The sequence below is a fragment of the Chryseobacterium sp. X308 genome, from assembly GCF_020733145.1.
Taxonomy (GTDB): Bacteria; Bacteroidota; Bacteroidia; order Flavobacteriales; family Weeksellaceae; genus Chryseobacterium; species Chryseobacterium cupriresistens.
Genome location: NZ_JAJFZH010000008.1, coordinates 145184 through 164242, shown reverse-complemented (window position 1 = coordinate 164242; position 19059 = coordinate 145184). Strand labels below are relative to the sequence as shown.

Here is a 19059-nt window from a genome sequence, read left to right as displayed (position 1 = left end):
AACCGGTAAGGTTTAGTAAAATGTAACAAAAAAATGGAAAAATTAATACAGATCACTTCAGGAAGAGGTCCTTTGGAATGCCAGTGGGTGGTAGCCAAGGTCCTGAAGACCTTTCTTGAAGAGGCAAAACACAATACAATAGAGTATGAAATCATTCATCGTGAAAGCGGTGATGAAAATCTGACCTTAAAATCAGTGACTGTACTTTTAAAAGGAAAAGACGTAAACCCGTTTCTGAAAAGCTGGCTGGGAAGCATTTGCTGGATTGGAAAAAGTACCTTCAGGAAACTGCATAAAAGAAGCAACTGGTTTATCGGAATTTTTGAATTGGAAAATGTTAAAATGATTGATTTCAATGAAAAAGATATCAGATTTCAGACCGCGAGGAGCCAGGGAAGCGGAGGGCAAAATGTAAACAAAGTGAATACTGCTGTGCGTGCCACCCATATTCCCACGAAAGAAACTGTTTTTGTGCAGGATTCCCGCTCACAACTTGAAAATAAAAAGTTATCGGTTATCAGATTAAAAGAAAAGGTAATGGCGGTTTATATTCAACAGTTGGAAAGAAAGCTGAAAGAAACCTGGGTTCTTCAAATGCAGGTAGAACGTGGAAATCCGGTTCGTACATTTTCAGGAACAAATTTTAAAAAGAATTATGAAGACAGGACATTCAAAAAACAAAGGAATACCTTGAAAAATGAACTTAAAAACTACAACAATGACCTTAACTAAAAGCAAATATTATTTTGAAGCGTTAGACTACTTTCCATTCAATCTTTCTGAATGCATGGATGCACTGAACTACGCGTTATCTTATGAACCTGAAGATGCAGACAGCCTTTGTCTGATGGGAAGAGTATATTCTGAAGAATTAAAAGATTATGAAACAGCAAAGAAGTACTTTAATGAAGCCATGCAAAGTAATATCGGGAATATCAATACTCCCAAATATTATATTGAATGTCTTTTGAATAATGAAGATTATGAAGAAGCAGAAAAACTGATTGACTTTGCTCTGAAATTAAAAGGTATTGACAAATCGGAAATTCTGAACTGCCAGTCTTTTCTTCATGAAAGAAACTTTGAGTACAAGCAGGCTTTAGGTGTCCTGAAAGAAGCTAAAAAATTTGCTTACAGCCGGGCAGCACTTGAAGTACTTGAAGATAGAGAAAAAATGATTGAAGGAAAAGTAACCAGAGCAGGAGATATAAAGAAAACAGAGTAATCTGTTTTTTAACTTATAATAAAAATAGTATGACTGCCTCAAAAGTCAAATCATTTGACTTCTGTCATTCTGACGAAGGAAGAATCTCATTGATAACCATAAGCGTGAGATTCTTCACTCCATTATTGAACTACGTTCGCAGACCTTCAGTCTGTGTTCAGAATGACAATTTTGAGGCAGTTTTATTTTTTATTGACAGAAATCAGATAATCATACACCATTTGATGCTGGTCATCAGTAAGTTTAGCCTTTGGAGCCATTCTGCTTAAAGTGTTGATCCACCCTTTGTCGTCATGCTTGGTTGGTTCCGGCAATTTATGACATTTTGCACAGGAATTTTCGAAAATCGTTTTTCCTTGCGCCAATTGCTCTGATGAGGTATACTTTGGCCCGGTTACAGCCACACTTTTTGGTCCGCATGATACCAGAAATGCAGATGCCGCGATACCAGTTAAAATGAATTTTTTCATATCTATTTTTGTTTGATGAATTACTTCTTTACAGAAACAATATAATCATAAACCCATTGGTGCTGCTCATCCGTCAGTTTTGCTTTTGGAGCCATAGAATTCATAATTCCTACCCATTGTACAGGGGTATGTGAAGCAGGATCCGGCAATTTATGACATCTTCCACAGGAATTTTCAAAAATAGTTTTCCCTTGGGCAATCTGTTCTGCAGTAGACGTTGAAGTTCCTGCAGCAGCAGTAGAGGTAGCAGCTTTCGGCGTACAGGAAACCAGTAGAATACCGGTAAACGAAGCCGCAGCGATGAGTTTTTTCATGTTTCTTTTTTTGAGATATAACAAATGTAATAAATTCCTTAAGCCTTTGATACAGGGTGTTCTAGTTTTAATTTAGAAGAAATAAAAATTGAATTCATGCGAGATAGGGAATTACAAATGAAGATAATTGATGTCTTTTAACTCATCATTATGGAGCGGCTATTGACCATTCCCATTTTAATTATTAATTTTGAATCAATGAAATTTTCTACAGAAGAGTTAATAGAAGGAATACAATCAGGAAACAAACGCCTGATTGCAAAAGCTATTACATTGGTTGAAAGCAAAAAAGCAGAACACAGAGTACAGGCAGAAGAACTTTTAAAGAAAATTATGCCTCTTACCGGAAACTCTGTGAGAGTAGGAGTAACGGGAGTTCCCGGAGCCGGCAAATCTACTTTTATAGAAAACTTCGGACGCCTTGTTATTACCCAGGGAAAAAAGGTTGCCGTTTTGGCTATTGATCCCAGCTCGGCAATCAACAAAGGAAGTATTTTAGGGGATAAAACAAGAATGGAAGAACTGGCCAAAGAAGAAAATGCATTTATACGACCTTCCCCAAGCTCCGGGTTTCTCGGAGGAGTAGCCAATACCACTTTTGAAACCATGATGATCTGCGAGGCTGCAGGATACGATTATATTTTAATAGAAACCGTTGGAGTAGGACAGTCAGAAGTACTGGTTGCTGATATTACCGATGTTTTCTTATTCCTTAAAATCATTGGAGGCGGAGATGAACTTCAGGGCATAAAAAGAGGAATCATGGAAATGGTGGATGTTATTTTTATCAATAAAGTGGATCAGGATAACCTTCAGAAAGCGAAAAATACAAGGCTTGAACTAAAAAGAGCTCTGGACTTCATTCCTCCTAAAGAAAAAGGCTGGAAGATCCCTGTGCTATTAGGTTCTGCTCTTCATAACGAAGGGCTGCAGGATGTCTACGATAAAATATTTGAATTTATTGATCTGAAAAAGAAAAGCGGCCGTTTTGAAGAAATCCGGGTTCAGCAGGCTGAAAAGCGATTCGAATATTGGGTCCAGGAATATATTTTATCCCTGATGAAAAAAAGCAATTCGGTAGAGGAAGCTTATCATATGCACAAAAAAAATGCTTCAGCCATGGTTTCCAATCCAAGTACTGAAGCAAAATTATTTGTTGAAAAATTTTTATCTGATCAAGATAGGGATTAAAGGATTAAAGCTTCTCTTTTTCCTGTTTTACTTCAGTTTTTGAAATATATCCGTCATAAGTAATCGGCTGCCTGTCGCTGCTTCTCATCGATACGAAAGCTTTTCCGTTTTTAAAAATTTCTATATTCACTTCATCTACATTTCTTGCATCTTTAGGCTTGAATTTTAAAGTCCAGGTTCCCTTTTTATTCTGAGTTTTAGTTACCGTAAAATCTTTTGAGGTAAATCTGTAGCTGTTATCACTTGTGCTTCCGTAAGTTGGATTGAAAAGCCTTCCAAAGTAAGGAAGTACCACATCCAGTGTATTTTTACTTACATCAATGGTATAATCTCCATTCAGATTAAGCATTCTTGTTGCAGTAGCGTTTGGCATAGAGTTCATGACATTGATAACATCATAATTGGTAGGATTGGCTCGTTGTGCATAGAAGGTAAACTCCTGGGAATTTACTAAAGTATCCACTGTTTTCGAATCTAATGAACCTTGTGATGCACAGCTCTGAAATAAGAACAGGAATCCAAAAATCATCAGTAAAGAAATATACTTTTTCATAATGAGATAATTATTAATTTTAAACAGCAAAATGTATGCAAATATTTTCTTTATTAAATATTTTGGAATAAAAATTGTTAAGGTTGAATTATTAACACTCAAACTATGAAAGTTACACATCTATTTGGAATGGGAGCTATTGCTCTGTCGGCTGTTGCCTGTACTACAAATCCGATTACAGGAAGATCTTCTTTACAACTGGCCAACAATTCGGAAATTTTAACAATGTCTTCACAGGAATATAGAACGACATTGTCTAAAGGTAAAGTGATTACCGGTACGGCAGATGCAAAGAGAGTGGTAAATGTAGGAAACAGAATCAAAAATGCAGCAGAAAGATATTATCAGAGTATTGGAAGATCAGCGGATCTTGCCAACTATAGCTGGGAGTTTAATCTATTGCAGAGCAATGAGCTGAACGCATGGTGTATGCCTGGCGGTAAAGTAGCAGTTTATACCGGAATATTGCCGGTAACAAAAGACGATAACGGACTTGCCGTTGTAATGGGACATGAAGTTTCCCACGCATTGGCAGGCCACGGAAACGAAAGAATTTCTCAGGCAATGGTAGCCCAGTACGGAGGTGCTATCCTGGGAGGAACCATCTCCAATGCACAATGGGCCAGTGTTTTCCAGAAGGTATATCCTATCGGGTCACAGGTAGCTTTATTGAAATACGGAAGAGGGCAGGAATCTGAGGCAGATGAAATGGGACTTTACCTGATGTCTATGGCCGGATATGATCCGAGAGCAGCCATTCCTTTCTGGAACAGAATGGAAGCAGCTTCTTCGGGAGCAAGACAGCCGGAATTCTTATCTACCCACCCAAGCCCGGAAACAAGAATTTCAGATATCAATAAAGATCTTCCGAAAGCTTTAGAATATTATAAGGCTGCGGGAGGAAAATTATAATGAGAATTTTAATCTTGAGTAAAGCCTTATTAAATTTTTAGTAAATTTGGTAAGGCTTTTTTATTTAACCACCTAAACACAATATTATGAAGAGTTTATCAATTACCGGACTTATCCTTTTAGCAGTTTCTGCATTACTTTTCTATCTGACAACCGATTTTGCCGTAGAACAAATAAAAATTTCCCACATTATGGGAATAATGGCAGGAATAGGTATAGGACTTATCATTGGAGGAATGGTAGGATATGTAAGTAAAGGAAGTGCTATCAAGGCCGAACAGAAAAGAAAGGAATTCAAACAGCTGCAGAAAGACAAAGAAGAGCTTGAAAAACAGGCGGCAGAAATTGCAAAACGCCAGGCTGAACTTGAAGCACAAAATAAAAACCCTCAAATTTAAATTTGAGGGTTTAAAGTTGTTATTTTCGATATTAAATTAGAATTTATATCCTAAACCTACCATAAAGAGATTAGGTCTGTTATCATATCTGATTTCCGTACCGGAAACTCTGTTGATGAAATTTCTTTCGTCTTTACTGAAAGCACCTTCATATCTGGCATTTACAATAAGTTTTTTGATTTCAAGCTGTGCACCGAACTGGTATCCTACAGTAAAATCATTTTTAGCATTTTCTTTGAAATCGTTGTAAGTATTGTCTTTATTTAAGTTAAAACTTCCTACAGGTCCTACAAAAACGCCAAGCATATTCCCTAAAAGGTTATATCCTAAAAGAACCGGAACATCAATACGGTTGCTTTTTACATCAAAAGTAGTGTTCTCTGTAGTAAACTCATTTTTGAAGTGAGTGTAATAGATTTCCGGCATCACAAACAATGAAGTAGGAAGACCTACCTTTAATGAAAGCCCAACGTTGAAACCTACATTATTTTTACCTGTTCCCTCAATCGCATCATTCACTGTTCCTTTAATATTGGACCATGAAGGTGAGCCTGTCGGAAAAATTAAGTTGGCTTTACCTGCCAGTGAAATCTGTGCAGATGCCCACATTGAAAACCCTAATAACGCTATACTAAGTACCTTTTTCATTATCGTCTATTTTTGTATTTGTCGTTTCAATCGTTTTATTATTCTCAAGTAAATATTCTCTCAGCTCTTTAAACAGTTCTGAAGAATAAACGAAGTCAATCAGATTTTTATTGCCTGCAGTAATCAGAATGTCTTTGTTGCCTTCCCATTCTTTGATTCCCAGTCTTAGATATACAATTTTCTCGCCAATCGTCATTACAGAGTTCATATCGTGGGTATTGACGATGGTTGTGGTGTTGTATTCTTTTGTGATCTCGTAAAGAAGATCATCTATTACTTTTGAAGTATAGGGGTCAAGTCCGGAATTGGGCTCATCACAGAACAAATATTTTGGATTGTTTACAATTGCTCTCGCAATAGCAACCCTTTTCTGCATTCCTCCTGAAATTTCAGAAGGATATTTCTTTTCAGCTTTATCAAGGTGTACTCTTCCTATTACTTCAAAAACCCTTTTCTTTTTTTCTCTGTAGGTAAGATTGGTAAACATGTCAAGAGGAAACATAATGTTTTCTTCAACAGTTAAAGAGTCAAATAATGCACTTCCCTGGAAGACGGTCCCGATTTCTGAGCGGAGATGTTGTTTTTCATCTCTGGTCATCGTATTGATATCTTTTCCATCAAACAGAATTTCTCCTGATGAAGGCATATATACATTCAATAAACTTTTAAGAAAAACAGTTTTTCCTGAACCACTCTGTCCAATAATCAGGTTTACCTTTCCTTTATCAAATGAAGTTGAAATTCCCTTCAATACTTCAACATCTCCAAAACTTTTCTTAAGATCTTTTACCTCAATCATCAGCTTAATATTAATTGGGTTAAAATTAATTCGGAAATGATAATGAATACCATTGTCCATACTACCGCCTGTGTACTGGCTCTACCTACTTCCAATGATCCTCCTTTCACATTATATCCGAAATAAGAAGGTACTGTGGCAATGATGAAGGCAAAAACAGTTGTTTTGATAAATGCATAATAGATAAACAGATTGGGCATATACATTTGGATTCCCACTATATAATCGTTCTCGGTCCAGTTTCCGGTCAGAATTCCGGCAATATATCCTCCGCCGATACCAAATACTATACTGATAGCAATAAGAAGAGGGTTAAAGAGAACACAGGCAACAATTTTAGGGAAAATCAGAAAATTCGGAGAGTTTACTCCCATGATATCCAGAGCATCAATCTGTTCGGAAACCCTCATTGTTCCAATACTGGATGCAATATAAGACCCTACTTTACCCGCAAGAATCAGACTGATAATGGTTGGCGAAAATTCCAGAACCAATACAGCCTTTGTAGCGTATCCTACAAATGAAGTAGGAATAGGAAAAGAAGAAGCATCAAAGTTGTTGAACATCTGAATAGCAACTACAGCCCCCACAAAAATTGAAGTGAAGACTACAAGCCCGAAAGAATTTACTCCCAAATCATTAATTTCTCTCATGAACAGCTTCCAGAAAACCCTCATTTTCTGAGGTTTCTGCAGGGATTTTCCCAAGAGGATTATATATTCCCCTATTGCTGTGAAAAACTTTTTTAACATACTGCTAAATTAGACTTTTTTATTGAATTGGGCTACAGTCAAGAATAAGACCAAAGCCTGATTTTGTGTTAAAATTATTTCAATATTATCTTATCCTGTTCTTTATTTTGCATTTTTATCTCCTCCAATAACCAATAGAACGGTTTTTAAAATAACGACCAGATCGAGGGCAAAGCTCCAGTTTCTTACATAGAATGCATCAGCAAGAACTCTTTTTTTCATCTCTACTTCCACATCTCCGAAGTCACCCCTCAGTCCGTTCACCTGTGCTAATCCGGTAATACCAGGGCTTACCATACTTCTCAAGCTGTATCTCCCGATTTTAGGCTTGTAATAATTGTCGACAGCCAGCATGTGAGGACGCGGGCCTACCACAGACATTTCTCCTCTCAGCACATTGATGAATTGAGGAAGTTCATCAAGGCTTGTTTTTCTTAAAAATTTACCTATTTTGGTAATTCTGGAATCATTTACTGAGGTGGTTTTGGTGGTAGATTCATCATTCACAACCATTGTTCTGAATTTAATACAATTGAAAACCTCTTCATGAAAGCCGTATCTTTTCTGAAAGAAAAAAACAGGTCCTTTGGAAGTTGTTTTAATTAAAATCGCAATGATTGGAAATACCCATGAGCAGATGAAGACCAATATAATAACAGAAAAGAAAATATCAAATGTCCTTTTCATAAGGAAATTAGAATAATAATCTAACGGGTACCTGGCCTGATTAAGTACCGGCTGGGTCTGTATATATCCAAGATCATAAAGGAAAAAATCACTTTGGGTGATACTTGGAATCAATGAAATGTGAATCTTATGATCTTCGGCCAGTCTGAAAATTTCATTTTCCATCGCTTCGTCATAGGAGTTTTCCATAGATAAAAACAAAGTGTGGATTCCGTTCTTTTTCCAGAAAGCCACCAGCTCATTGATCTTCACCCCGGTATGTTCGTATTCAAATATCCGGTATCCATAATCTTTACGTTCTGTAAAGATATTCTTCAGAATTTCCGTAGAATGTTCATCTCCCAAAAACATAACATTCCTGTAATTGGCACCAAGAGATCGTAAATACTTGATGGCAAAATACACTAATGATTTAACCAGAAAAATGGAAATAAAAAGGTAAAGTGAAAGCCAGTAAATATCCGAATTGAAAAACACATTTTTACTTACCTTTCCTATAAGCAGCACTCCCAGTATAAAAAACAGGAAATGAATTAAAAGCCGTTCAAGAAAAAGGGTATAAGTAAGGTTTCTCGGGATATTGTATATTTTTGTCCTACCGCTAAGGAGCACCCAGAACAAAAACAACAGAATGAGAGAAAAACTATTCTGGTACCAGGTTTCTTTATTGTATTTTAAACTTTCGTTTCTGCTTATAAAAAAGAATATGAAGATAGATGCAATAACCATGAGGTCAAGCAACATAATGATTGATTTCAGGTATCTAGAGTATCGAATTCTCTGCATCTATCGGTATTATAGCGGATAAGCACGGCTAATTTACACTTTTTTACGGGATATTCAGATATTTGTGAGTCTGAACAGAAGCCTGCCACTCAGGGTTTTCCAGAATGAAATCTGTGATCTTAGGATACATGTCGTTTCTTTTGCTCCATTCACTCTGAAGATAAAGTTTACAGTTTTCGGAAACTTTTGCAGCTTGTTCCTGAGCAAAAGTAAAATCATGCTGATTGAAAATAATGACTTTAAGCTCATTGGCCTTTTGATAGATCTCTTCTTTAGGAAGTCCTGTTTTCTTAGGGGAGAGAGTAATCCAGTCCAGTTGCCCGCTCATAGGATACGCTCCTGAAGTTTCAATATGTACTGTACATCCTAGTTCTTTTAGTTTGGAGGTCAGGATATCTAAATTCCACATTAAAGGTTCACCGCCGGTCAGCACTATTGTTTTACAATGTCTGGCAGCTGTTTCTGCAATTTCTTCTGCATTCATCAAAGGGTGGAGTTCCGGATCCCAGCTTTCTTTTACATCACACCAGTGACATCCTACATCACAACCTCCCAGCCTGATAAAATAGGCGGCTTTTCCGGTATGTGCTCCTTCTCCCTGTAAAGTGTAAAAATGCTCCATCACAGGGAGCATTTTACCTTCTTTTAATAAAATATCTTCTTCTTTATTCATTTTAAATTAGTCGTTATAGACCGAAGTTTTGTAAGCAATGATGGTGTTTTTCATCAACATCGCTCTTGTCATTGGGCCTACTCCTCCAGGTACCGGGGTGATCCAGCTTGCTTTGGCAGCACAGCTGTCAAAATCCACATCACCTGCAAGATAATACCCTTTTGGAGAGTCATTATCTACTCTTGTAATACCCACGTCCACGATTACAGCTCCTTCTTTAATCATATCTCCTTTTAAGAAATGTGGATCTCCCAAAGCGGTAATAACGATGTCTGCTTTTCTTGTGTATTCTTCGATGTCTTTCGTATATGAGTGTGTAAGGGTAACGGTAGAGTTTCCAGGGAAATCTTTTCTTCCCATCAAAATACTCATCGGTCTTCCTACAATTTTACTTCTTCCAATAATGACACAGTCTTTTCCTTTCGTTTCAATATTATATCTTTCCAATAATGTTAAAATCCCGAAAGGAGTAGCCGGTAAGAAAGTATCCATTTCAAGAGCCATTTTTCCAAAGTTTTCCGGGTGGAAACCATCCACGTCTTTTCTAGGGTCGATAGCGTTGATGATCTTCTCCTGATCAATCTGATCCGGTAAAGGCAGCTGAACGATAAATCCGTCTACTGCTTTAGACTTATTAAGCTCGTCAATTTTTTCCAATAGTTCAGATTCAGAAACAGTGCTTGGAAATTTAATTAAGCTGGATTGAAATCCTACTTCCTCACAGTCTTTTACTTTAGAGTTTACATAGGCCTTGCTAGCTCCATTATTTCCTACAAGAATAGCCACCAAATGCGGAGCTCTTCTTTTGCTTGCGAGAATCTTTTCTACTTCAACCTTGATCTCTGCTTTAATTTCTTTGGATACTTTAAGTCCGTCAAGAATTTCTGCCATTTTTACTTTTTTACTTTATAGATTTACTTTTACTTTCTTTTTACTTACTATTTATTTTCTTTATAGTAATTGATCAATCCGTTGGTTGAGCTGTCATGAGAGCTTATTGCTTCATTATTTTCAAGCTCAGGAAGGATTTTATTGGCTAATACTTTTCCTAATTCCACTCCAAACTGGTCAAAGCTGAAAATATTCCAGATCACACCCTGAACGAAAATTTTGTGTTCGTAAAGGGCGATCAACTGACCTAATGAAAAAGGAGTTAATTCCTTGAATAATATGGAGTTAGTTGGGGTGTTTCCATGGAAGACTTTGAAATTGATCAGCCGGTCTATTTCTTCATCAGATTTTCCGGAATTTCTAAGCTCTTCTTCCACTTCTTCTTCCAGTTTTCCGAAGGCAAGTGCTTCAGTCTGAGCAAAAAAGTTCGCTAATAATTTGTCCTGGTGGTCAGAAACATGGTTCGGGCTTTTTGCATAGGCAATAAAATCTGCAGGAATCAATTCTGTTCCCTGATGGATTAACTGGTAGAATGCATGTTGTCCATTGGTTCCAGGTTCTCCCCAGATGATCGGTCCCGTTTCATATTCTACGAATTCACCATTTCTGTCTACACACTTTCCGTTACTTTCCATATCTCCCTGCTGAAGATACGCTGCAAATCTGTCCAGATATTGAGAATAAGGTAAGATGGCATAAGTAGTTGCTGCATAGAAATTACGGTACCAGATTCCTAAAAGTCCCATTAAAACAGGAATATTTTCAGAGAATTCTGCTGTCTGGAAGTGTTGGTCTGTATCAAAAGCACCTCTTAAAAGCTGCTCGAAGTTTTCATATCCTACAGAAAGTACAATACTTAATCCGATAGCGCTCCAAAGAGAATATCTTCCGCCTACCCAGTCCCAGAACTCAAAAATATTTTCTTCTGCGATTCCGAACTTTTTAACTTCCTCAATATTAGTAGATAAAGCCACAAAATGCTTCGCAACATCTTCCTGTTTTCCTGCTTTCAGGAACCAGTCTTTAGCTGAATTGGCATTCGTCATTGTTTCCTGAGTCGTAAATGTCTTGGAAGCAATGATGAATAAAGTGGTTTCAGGATTTAAATTCTTCACCACTTCTGCGATATGATTTCCGTCCACATTAGAAACAAAGTGAGCGTTTAATCTTGTTTTAAAATGTTTTAAAGCTGAACAAACCATCACAGGACCCAAATCTGATCCTCCGATACCGATGTTGACTACATCTGTGATCTCTTTTCCACTAAAACCTTTATGTTCTCCTGAAATAATTTTCTCAGAAAAAGATTTCATATGCTCAAGAACTCTTTTGATCTGTGGCTTGATATTTTCTCCATCCACAAGAATTTCACGGTCAGAGAAATCTCTTAATGCGGTATGAAGAACAGCTCTTCCTTCAGTTTCATTGATTTTATCTCCGGAGAACATTCTGGAAATAGCATCTTTTAACTGGCTTTCTTCTGCCAATTGTAACAGAAGATCCTTGGTTCTGGAATCGATCAGGTTTTTAGAATAATCAAAAAGATAGTTGTCCTTTTGCAGGGAAAACTCGTTAAAACGGTTCGGGTTATATTGGAAGAGAGTTCTAAGATCAAAGTCATTTCCACCGAAGTGTTCGTCAAGTGCTTTCCAGCTGTTGGTTTGTGTTGGATTTATTTTTGATAGCATATTACAGAATTTTTATCATTCAGAAGATCATGTATCGGATGAAAATGGCTAATCATCCATAATGATTTATTTCTGATCTGCAAATTTACGGAAAAATAAAACCTCAGATAAATTTGAAGAAGATAAATAACGATTTTTTAAAAAACAAAACCTCAGAACAGGCCTGAGGTTTTGTAAAATGTGTTTTGTGATAAGAGTTTTCAATGCTATTCATCCATTTCGTTCAGAATATTTTCAAGTTCTTTGGCACTTTTTCCGTAGATATATTTTGTCCACACAACGATACTTGTTATGATGGCTAAAGTTCCGATGAGCACTGCGATAATTAATCCCTGCTGATGAGAAGTTGTAAGTTCTGCCAGAGATTTTCCTTGTTTTTCCATCGCATTGTAAATCACCAATCCTGCTGTTACCAGAAAATGAGGAAGTAATAAAAATCCGAAAGACTGATATCGTTCCATATTCAGCCGAAGTTCATGATATATTTTCCAAAGGCTGTTTTTGGTATTTCCTGTATAAAGCTCCGTCTGTTTGTAGAATTTATAAAATCCTAACAGGTAGTAGGATGATATGACAACCATCACGGTGTAAGACACATAATAAATAATATACTGTGAAGAAGGAAACTGAAACTGAAGGGGAAAAAGAGCTATGAGAATGATCGCAAGAATCTGCATAGGGAACTCTCTTTTCATATTTTTCTGGATTTTTTCTATAGGGTGTTTGCTTTCCTTTAATTGCTTTATGGTATCAGGAATATGGACGTCACTGTCTTCTTTATTCCACTGTTCTTTTAATTGATCAAAATTCATAACCTGATTTTTTTATGATTTGCTGTATTTTTTCTTTTGTTCTGTTGAGTTTTACGCGGGCATTACCTTCACTGAGACCTAAATTGTTTCCGATTTCTTTATGTGACATCCCTTCCATAAAATAAAATATGACGGCTTTTTCCAGAGGATTCAGTTCCTGAACGGCACTGTAGAAAATTTCCAGCTGCCTGTCTTTGGTGGGATTATAATCTTCCTGCTGAACTTCAAAATGATGTGGAGCATCCGTATGGTTAATGGATCTCTGTTTTTCTTTTTTTAAATAGGTAATTGCAGTATTGATGGCAACCCGGTACATCCAGGTAGAAAACTCACTGTTCCCTTTGAAGTTCTGATAGGACTTCCAAAGCTGGATAAGAATTTCCTGCTGGAGGTCTTCCCGGTCCTCTACAGAATCTGCATAGATCCGTGAGGCTTTGTATAAGATACCTTTGTGCTGGTTGACGAGCTTTAAAAAAGCAGTTTCAGTTGGATTGCTCACAATGGTTTCATTATAATTATAAGCTTGATAAAGGTTTTACCGTGTAGCCTTTTGCCTGTAGAAGAGGAATAATTCCGTTTTCACCCATAAGATGAGATCCACCGACAGCAAAGAAAGAACTTTCTTTTTTCATCATGTCCGGCATTACTTTTACCCAGTTCTGATTTCTGTTGGTCAGCATGGCCTTTTCCTGCTGAGTATTCATAAATCTTTCATCCTTAAAAAGACTGTATAAAGATTGTACATTTTCATTTTTAAAAGCCTCAATCATCTGTCTGAATAATATTTGATATTCCTTGTCCATTTTCAGTTGAGCAATAATGCTCTTCAGGTCGTAAGCCTCATTGATGGATTTCATCTGATCTTCTACTTTTTCCAGTCCTTTGATGCTTTTTTTATCTTTCATTGCTTTCTGAAGAAGTTCCATCTCGTAAAGTTTTACTTCAGTCTGAGGACATGGAATGGCTTTGGTGGAAAGCAATGCATAAAGCGCCTGCGGGCTTGAAGAATCAATACTTTTCAGATCAGTTCCATAATTGGCAAGAACAGTATTCAGCTCTTTAGCTTCTTCAGGTGAAAGCTGATCCGATATTTTTTTATCTGCTTTAAACATTTTCTGTAATGACATCATTTCAGCGGGATCTGTATAATTGATTTCCATAACAAGGTTTTCAGAACTCTCAAGAGCTTTCAGCACTTTAGGTTTAATCTCAAAATCTTTACTGCATAAGATATGAAAAGTCCCGGTAATATAAGAAGGCTTAGAAAGACCGTTTCCGGAAACCTCCCAAAGCAGGCTGTTTTCTTTGTTGCTGCTTTTATCTTGTGCATTGGATGTTATGAAATTCAATGACAATAATGCTGCAAATCCAAGTTTGATTAAATTTTTCATAGTATATTTTTTTTGATTTTCTGTTCTTTTAAATAGTAGGTAAAGCAGGCATTACAATCGTTACAGTTTTTTTTCAAAAAAAATAAAAACCTCCTGAAAACAGGAGGCTGTAAAATCTAAAATTATGATGATAACCAATTGGTTAGGATAGTTTTTTTATTCCTGATTTTTTGAATACTCAGGTTTTGAAATTTTTCTTTTTCTTAAAAAATAGAGGATTGCAGCAGCAATTAATACAAGAGGCCATACATTGATAAGCCCCACAATAATTCTCTGAATCAGATAGAATCCGTATACAAAGCCATCTTTAGCATCATAGATGAAATTGTATTTGTACTTATTATCAATGCTTGTGGTGTTGGTAACAGCAATTTCTGCAATACGCAACTGAGGCTCTTTGATGTAAATGTCAATCGTGCTGTATTTCAGATCATCCGTCATGTTCATGCTGGAAAGCTTTTGAAGATTTCCTTCAGACATATTCTCATCATCCAGCGTTACTTTATCTTTATTGGTTTTCAGCTTGCTGATGTTCTCAGAAGTTTTTTGATTTCTTTTCCCTTCCAGTTCAGAATATTTGATGTTGGCTGTTACATCTTCTGCATTGATAGATCTTGAATTAAGAAATAATTTATTGGTATTGATTGCCGTTAAAAGCTCTCCCAGTTTTTCCGTAGGAATACGAACCTGCATTCTGTTTTCTGTCTGGTATTTTTTAACCAGCATCGCCTCTTCACTGGATGTGTTGTAGGTGTTTTCAGAAACAACGTTACTTTGAAGATTACTATTGGTAACAAATCCTCCAAGCTCCTGTACAGATTTTTCAATAGCAATCGTTGCATTATACACATCTTTTACTTCCATGTTCACATCAGCTGTTTTGATGAACTGTTTGTCTTTTACTTTCATTTCTGCAACAGATGAAATACTGTCGGAAACAATAGCAGAAGCAGAATCTGTTGTAGCATATGCTTCAAGGTCTGTTGAAGCTACTTCTCCTTTTTTACATGAATAAATTCCTAATAAAAGTATAGCTGACAGAGATAATTTAATGTAAGTGGTTTTCATAGCGCTGATTTTTGTTGTTTTGCTTGAGTCAAAGTTCAGTCAGGATTTTTTGTAACGCTTGAAAATCAAAAGTAAAAACCTTGTAAACAAAATTTTCGGTTTTAATGAATTGAAATATAGTATTTTGTAAAATAAACTTGAGCTTCAGGCATTGCTTTCGGAGCAGTTTTTGCTTATCTTTTACAAACCAAAACTACAATCTATCACTATGTCAAATACTTTTTCCAAAATCAGAAACGCAATAGGATTATTCACATCTATAGATTTTGATCAGCTGAGCGCCATTTCTCAAAAAGTGGATTTGCCAAAACTGATGCATAATTTCTCAAAACTGGATGATAAACAGCTTTCAGCACTTATGAAAATGCTCGATCCCGAAAAGAAAAAGAAAGAACTCCCACCCATTGATGGAGATTTTTATGATATCTACCACACTCTTACTCCCGAACAGCGTGAAATTCAGCTGAAAGTCAGAGCATTCATGGAAAAAGAAGTTAAGCCTCTGGTCAATCACTACTGGCTCAGAGATGAATTTCCCTTTGAACTGATCCCGAAATTTCAAAAACTGGATATCTGCGGTGTTACTTATGAAGGTTATGGCTGTCCGGGAATGCCTTTCCTGATGGAGGGGGTTATTGCCATGGAGATGGCAAGGGTGGATGCTTCTATCGCCACATTTTTCGGCGTACAATCGGGGCTGGCGATGGGTTCTATTTATATTTGCGGATCTGAAGAGCAGAAGCAAAAATGGCTTCCTCAGATGCAGAAATTTGAAAAAATAGGGGCTTTCGGGCTTACTGAGCCTGAAGTTGGATCCGGAGCAGCAGGCGGACTTACGGTAACCTGTAAAAAAACACCGGAAGGCTGGATTCTGAATGGGCAGAAAAAATGGATCGGGAATGCTACTTTCGCTGACCTGATCATTATCTGGGCAAGAGATCTGGATAGCGGAGAAGTGAAAGGTTTTATTGTTGAAAAAGATAATCCGGGATATTCAGTAGAAAAGATCAAGGGGAAAATGGCGTTGAGAATTGTCCAGAACGGATTGATTACCTTAAAAGACTGTCTCGTAACTGAAGAAAACCGTTTGCAGCATGCCAACTCCTTTAAAGATACCGGCAAAGTACTGAGAATGACAAGGGCAGGGGTAGCATGGATGGCTACAGGTTGTGCACGCGGAGCTTACGAAAGTGCTTTGGATTATACCCGAAAGAGAGAACAGTTTGGAAGACCTATCGCTTCATTCCAGATGATTCAGGGACATCTGGTGGAAATGTTGTCTAATCTTACCGCCATGCAGACCATGGTTTTCAGACTGTCTGAAATGCAGGATGAAGGGATTTTAAAAGACGAACATGCTTCTTTAGCCAAAGTTTTCTGTACCCTCAGAACAAGAGATATTGTTTCCAGAGCAAGAGAAGTAATGGGAGGGAACGGAATTCTGCTCGAGTATGATGTGGCCAGATTTGTTGCCGATGCAGAAGCAATCTATTCTTACGAAGGAACAAAAGAAATCAACTCGCTCATCGTAGGACGATCGATTACAGGTTTCAGTGCTTTTGTATAGGTAGCGGGTAGCAGATAATAGGTTACAGGCAGTGAAAAGAAACAATAGACTTCAACCGAAGTTTACTGGTACTGCAACCTGCAACCTATTACCTGCAATCTTATGAAACTAAGTGTTTATATTTTTCCTTGTTATCAATAATCATCCATAGGTTGATCAGAAGCATAACTCCTGCAATGCTCATTCCCATTGGAGATTTGTCCAATGTGAAAACATGGGTAACAATTCCTACCATGACAGGTAAAATAACAATGGCTCCCAGCGCTCTTGTTTTTGGGAAAATAAATAGCAATCCGCCAATGACTTCTACAATCCCGACTAAAGGCATCAGCCAGCTGATTTCTCCGAAAGCAGAGAAAAGTTTCATTTGCTCCGGAGTGGGTTTCTCCATGGGCATATAATTGAAAAACTTGTTTAATCCGGCATTAATAAACATAAGCCCGAAAAGCAGACATAAAATGAATTTTATTACTTTCATGATTGATGATTTTATATCAAATGTAAAATAAAAATAGAATATTTTGTATTTAATTTAACATAAAATATGAAATCGATTGTTAATATGCGTTAATTAATGGTTTCTGTATAATTTTATTCTATATCTTAGAGATACAAACTAAACTAATAATAAAGATCATGCTAAAAAATCTTAAAAAATTAAACCGTGCGAGTTTAAGAGAAATTCATGGAGGAGTTGAAAAATGTGATATAGGACCAATAGGATGTCCGTGCAAAATTCCACCTGGAGATCCTTGTTTAGGAGGCCCCGGAGGAAATCCTGAAGGCCCGACTTATGGATACTGTCCGGATAACCCATCTTATATTCTCTGTACAGAAACCTGCCCAAATGGAACGAGTCCGTTATGTCCTCTTCCATAATACAATAAAAAAGACTGTCTCGAAAAAGGCAGTCTTTTTATTTAAAGTTAGGAGTATGTCAATTATTGCTTATTGCCCATTATTCATATTTAGTCCATTTCCTTCAAAGTAATATTCTTGGAAATTTTGTAGCTTTTTTTCTTCTTATGGGGCTTAGGTTCTTCTCCGAGCAGCCTTCCCCAGGGTTTTAGATCGTCTACTCTTTCACAGATGATTTTTATAATCGCAATTGCCGGAATACACAGGAACATTCCCGCAATTCCCCAAAGATGTTCTCCTAAAAGGATTCCAATAAAAGAAAATAAGGCATTGATCTTTACTTTAGAGCCTACTACAAACGGCAGGACAATATTTCCGTCTACAGCGTGTATGGCAATATAGCCCAAAGCAACGTAAATACATGTTGATGGAGTAGATGTGGCAAATGCTATAAAGCAGGAAATTAACAGAGAAATAAAGATTCCGAGATAGGGAATGACGTTTAATAGCCCGGTCAAAACTCCTAAAAGAATAGCATATTTTACTCCCAGAATGGTAAGAAGAGCGGACGTTAAAACTGAAACGATAATCACCTGAAGAAAGAGTCCGAAGATGTATTTCTTAGTCATAATTCTGATTTCATTCACAGCTTCCTGTACACTCGCTTTATGTCTTTCGTTGAAAACAGTAACGATAAAATTATTTAAAAGTCTTCTGTAATTTAAAATAAAGATAAAAAACAGGGTGAAAAATATAATAAATCCGAATCCGGTTGAAAATATTCCAAAAGTAAATCCTAAAATGACTCCCGAAGAAGACAGCAGTTTAGTTAATCCCTGGTTAATATAATCCACCTGTTCATCCACTTTCACATTAAATGTTTTGGAAACCCAATGCTGAAGGCTGTTAAAAACAGTGGTAAACTGTTCCTTAAGGTGTGGAAGGTCCTTACTGAAGTCAGACAGCTGATTGGTAAAGAAATAAATAATACCTCCTAAAATCATCAGCATAATAAATACCGAAGTCATGGTAGACATAGATCTCGGAAATCTCAACTTTTTTTCCATAAAACTGGCAGCCGGTAAAAACAGCATGGCCATGAGGAATGCCAGGAAAAACGGAGCTAAAATACTCTGTCCCAATGCCATAAGATAGCCAAGTCCAATGATGGAAACCACCACAAGGGTAAGCTTGACAAGGAAAGGAAGTCTAAGAAAATTCATAATCTAAAAATATGCGGTGTGGAATAAAAATAAGAAAACCCTTCCGAATTGAAAAATTTTTTATTCAACTCTCCGGGATTTTCTTCTGTTGTTGCAAATTTTATTCCAGCCGATAAAATTGTACGCTTTTTTATAAAAAGAAACACGCTCCGG

23 protein-coding genes are annotated in these 19059 nt (G+C 36.9%); 7 read left to right on the top strand and 16 right to left on the bottom strand.

Features of this window, described 5'->3' with window-relative positions; translation table 11 throughout:
- Window positions 1–33: 33 nt before the first annotated feature.
- Entirely contained in the window at window positions 34–732 is a 699-nt protein-coding gene (gene prfH, locus LIV57_RS11425; RefSeq protein WP_227942674.1) for a peptide chain release factor H, read from the top strand.
- Complete coding sequence (locus LIV57_RS11420; protein WP_227942673.1) at window positions 719–1225, top strand: tetratricopeptide repeat protein; 507 nt, start codon at window positions 719–721, stop codon at window positions 1223–1225. The genes prfH and LIV57_RS11420 overlap by 14 nt, the downstream gene beginning before the upstream one ends.
- 182 nt (window positions 1226–1407) lie before the next feature.
- On the opposite strand, the gene LIV57_RS11415 is transcribed toward LIV57_RS11420, so the two are convergent.
- Window positions 1408–1695, bottom strand: coding sequence for a c-type cytochrome (locus LIV57_RS11415; protein ID WP_227942672.1), 288 nt, complete (start codon window positions 1693–1695; stop codon window positions 1408–1410).
- Between the two features lie 20 nt (window positions 1696–1715).
- The gene (locus LIV57_RS11410) at window positions 1716–2009 is read right to left on the bottom strand and encodes a c-type cytochrome (protein WP_137904801.1); all 294 of its coding nucleotides are present in this window, start codon (window positions 2007–2009) and stop codon (window positions 1716–1718) included.
- Window positions 2010–2207: 198 nt separating this feature from the next.
- On the opposite strand from LIV57_RS11410, the gene meaB reads away from it, so the two are divergent.
- A complete protein-coding gene (meaB, locus tag LIV57_RS11405; RefSeq protein WP_227942671.1) occupies window positions 2208–3200 on the top strand; it encodes a methylmalonyl Co-A mutase-associated GTPase MeaB in 993 nt (330 codons plus the stop codon).
- A gap of 4 nt (window positions 3201–3204) precedes the next feature.
- Here meaB and LIV57_RS11400 read toward each other — a convergent pair whose 3' ends face one another.
- Window positions 3205–3753: a DUF4251 domain-containing protein gene (locus LIV57_RS11400; protein ID WP_110009934.1), complete on the bottom strand. Its 549-nt coding sequence runs from the start codon at window positions 3751–3753 to the stop codon at window positions 3205–3207.
- A gap of 105 nt (window positions 3754–3858) precedes the next feature.
- Here LIV57_RS11400 and LIV57_RS11395 point away from each other — a divergent pair, with 105 nt between their 5' ends.
- On the top strand, window positions 3859–4665 hold the full coding sequence (locus LIV57_RS11395; RefSeq protein WP_227942670.1) for a M48 family metallopeptidase: 807 nt from the start codon (window positions 3859–3861) through the stop codon (window positions 4663–4665).
- A gap of 86 nt (window positions 4666–4751) precedes the next feature.
- Complete coding sequence (locus tag LIV57_RS11390; RefSeq protein WP_110009932.1) at window positions 4752–5063, top strand: hypothetical protein; 312 nt, start codon at window positions 4752–4754, stop codon at window positions 5061–5063.
- Between the two features lie 36 nt (window positions 5064–5099).
- On the opposite strand, the gene LIV57_RS11385 is transcribed toward LIV57_RS11390, so the two are convergent.
- The 11 genes from LIV57_RS11385 to LIV57_RS11335 form a co-directional block, all read right to left on the bottom strand.
- Entirely contained in the window at window positions 5100–5711 is a 612-nt protein-coding gene (locus tag LIV57_RS11385) for an outer membrane beta-barrel protein (RefSeq protein WP_202840036.1), read from the bottom strand.
- Complete coding sequence (locus LIV57_RS11380) at window positions 5695–6510, bottom strand: ABC transporter ATP-binding protein (protein ID WP_002983922.1); 816 nt, start codon at window positions 6508–6510, stop codon at window positions 5695–5697. The genes LIV57_RS11385 and LIV57_RS11380 overlap by 17 nt, the downstream gene beginning before the upstream one ends.
- Window positions 6510–7262 (bottom strand): MlaE family ABC transporter permease, encoded by a 753-nt coding sequence (locus LIV57_RS11375; RefSeq protein ID WP_110009930.1) that lies wholly within the window; start codon window positions 7260–7262, stop codon window positions 6510–6512. The genes LIV57_RS11380 and LIV57_RS11375 overlap by 1 nt, the downstream gene beginning before the upstream one ends.
- Window positions 7263–7364: 102 nt before the next feature.
- Complete coding sequence (locus LIV57_RS11370) at window positions 7365–8735, bottom strand: exopolysaccharide biosynthesis polyprenyl glycosylphosphotransferase (RefSeq protein ID WP_227942669.1); 1371 nt, start codon at window positions 8733–8735, stop codon at window positions 7365–7367.
- A gap of 43 nt (window positions 8736–8778) precedes the next feature.
- Window positions 8779–9408, bottom strand: coding sequence for a 7-carboxy-7-deazaguanine synthase QueE (locus LIV57_RS11365; protein ID WP_110009928.1), 630 nt, complete (start codon window positions 9406–9408; stop codon window positions 8779–8781).
- 6 nt (window positions 9409–9414) lie between these two features.
- Window positions 9415–10299 (bottom strand): bifunctional 5,10-methylenetetrahydrofolate dehydrogenase/5,10-methenyltetrahydrofolate cyclohydrolase, encoded by an 885-nt coding sequence (locus LIV57_RS11360; RefSeq protein ID WP_034692667.1) that lies wholly within the window; start codon window positions 10297–10299, stop codon window positions 9415–9417.
- A 47-nt stretch (window positions 10300–10346) separates the two neighbouring features.
- A complete protein-coding gene (pgi, locus tag LIV57_RS11355) occupies window positions 10347–11987 on the bottom strand; it encodes a glucose-6-phosphate isomerase (protein WP_227942667.1) in 1641 nt (546 codons plus the stop codon).
- Window positions 11988–12193: 206 nt separating this feature from the next.
- The gene (locus tag LIV57_RS11350; protein ID WP_227942666.1) at window positions 12194–12799 is read right to left on the bottom strand and encodes a hypothetical protein; all 606 of its coding nucleotides are present in this window, start codon (window positions 12797–12799) and stop codon (window positions 12194–12196) included.
- Entirely contained in the window at window positions 12789–13298 is a 510-nt protein-coding gene (locus tag LIV57_RS11345) for an RNA polymerase sigma factor (protein WP_227942665.1), read from the bottom strand. The genes LIV57_RS11350 and LIV57_RS11345 overlap by 11 nt, the downstream gene beginning before the upstream one ends.
- A gap of 16 nt (window positions 13299–13314) precedes the next feature.
- Window positions 13315–14190, bottom strand: a complete 876-nt coding sequence (locus tag LIV57_RS11340; protein ID WP_227942664.1) for a TraB/GumN family protein — start codon at window positions 14188–14190, stop codon at window positions 13315–13317.
- Window positions 14191–14346: 156 nt separating this feature from the next.
- Window positions 14347–15258 carry a DUF4349 domain-containing protein gene (locus LIV57_RS11335; RefSeq protein WP_227942663.1) on the bottom strand — a complete coding sequence of 304 codons (912 nt, stop codon included), beginning with the start codon at window positions 15256–15258 and terminating at the stop codon, window positions 14347–14349.
- 208 nt (window positions 15259–15466) lie between these two features.
- Between LIV57_RS11335 and LIV57_RS11330 the strand changes: the two genes are divergently transcribed.
- Complete coding sequence (locus LIV57_RS11330) at window positions 15467–16825, top strand: acyl-CoA dehydrogenase family protein (protein ID WP_227942662.1); 1359 nt, start codon at window positions 15467–15469, stop codon at window positions 16823–16825.
- A 100-nt stretch (window positions 16826–16925) separates the two neighbouring features.
- Here LIV57_RS11330 and LIV57_RS11325 read toward each other — a convergent pair whose 3' ends face one another.
- Complete coding sequence (locus tag LIV57_RS11325; RefSeq protein WP_227942661.1) at window positions 16926–17303, bottom strand: DoxX family protein; 378 nt, start codon at window positions 17301–17303, stop codon at window positions 16926–16928.
- Between the two features lie 158 nt (window positions 17304–17461).
- On the opposite strand from LIV57_RS11325, the gene LIV57_RS11320 reads away from it, so the two are divergent.
- Window positions 17462–17704 carry a bacteriocin-like protein gene (locus LIV57_RS11320; protein WP_227942660.1) on the top strand — a complete coding sequence of 81 codons (243 nt, stop codon included), beginning with the start codon at window positions 17462–17464 and terminating at the stop codon, window positions 17702–17704.
- An 89-nt stretch (window positions 17705–17793) separates the two neighbouring features.
- Here the strand turns inward: LIV57_RS11320 and LIV57_RS11315 are convergent, their stop codons facing one another.
- The gene (locus tag LIV57_RS11315; RefSeq protein WP_227942659.1) at window positions 17794–18906 is read right to left on the bottom strand and encodes an AI-2E family transporter; all 1113 of its coding nucleotides are present in this window, start codon (window positions 18904–18906) and stop codon (window positions 17794–17796) included.
- Window positions 18907–19059 lie beyond the last annotated feature (153 nt).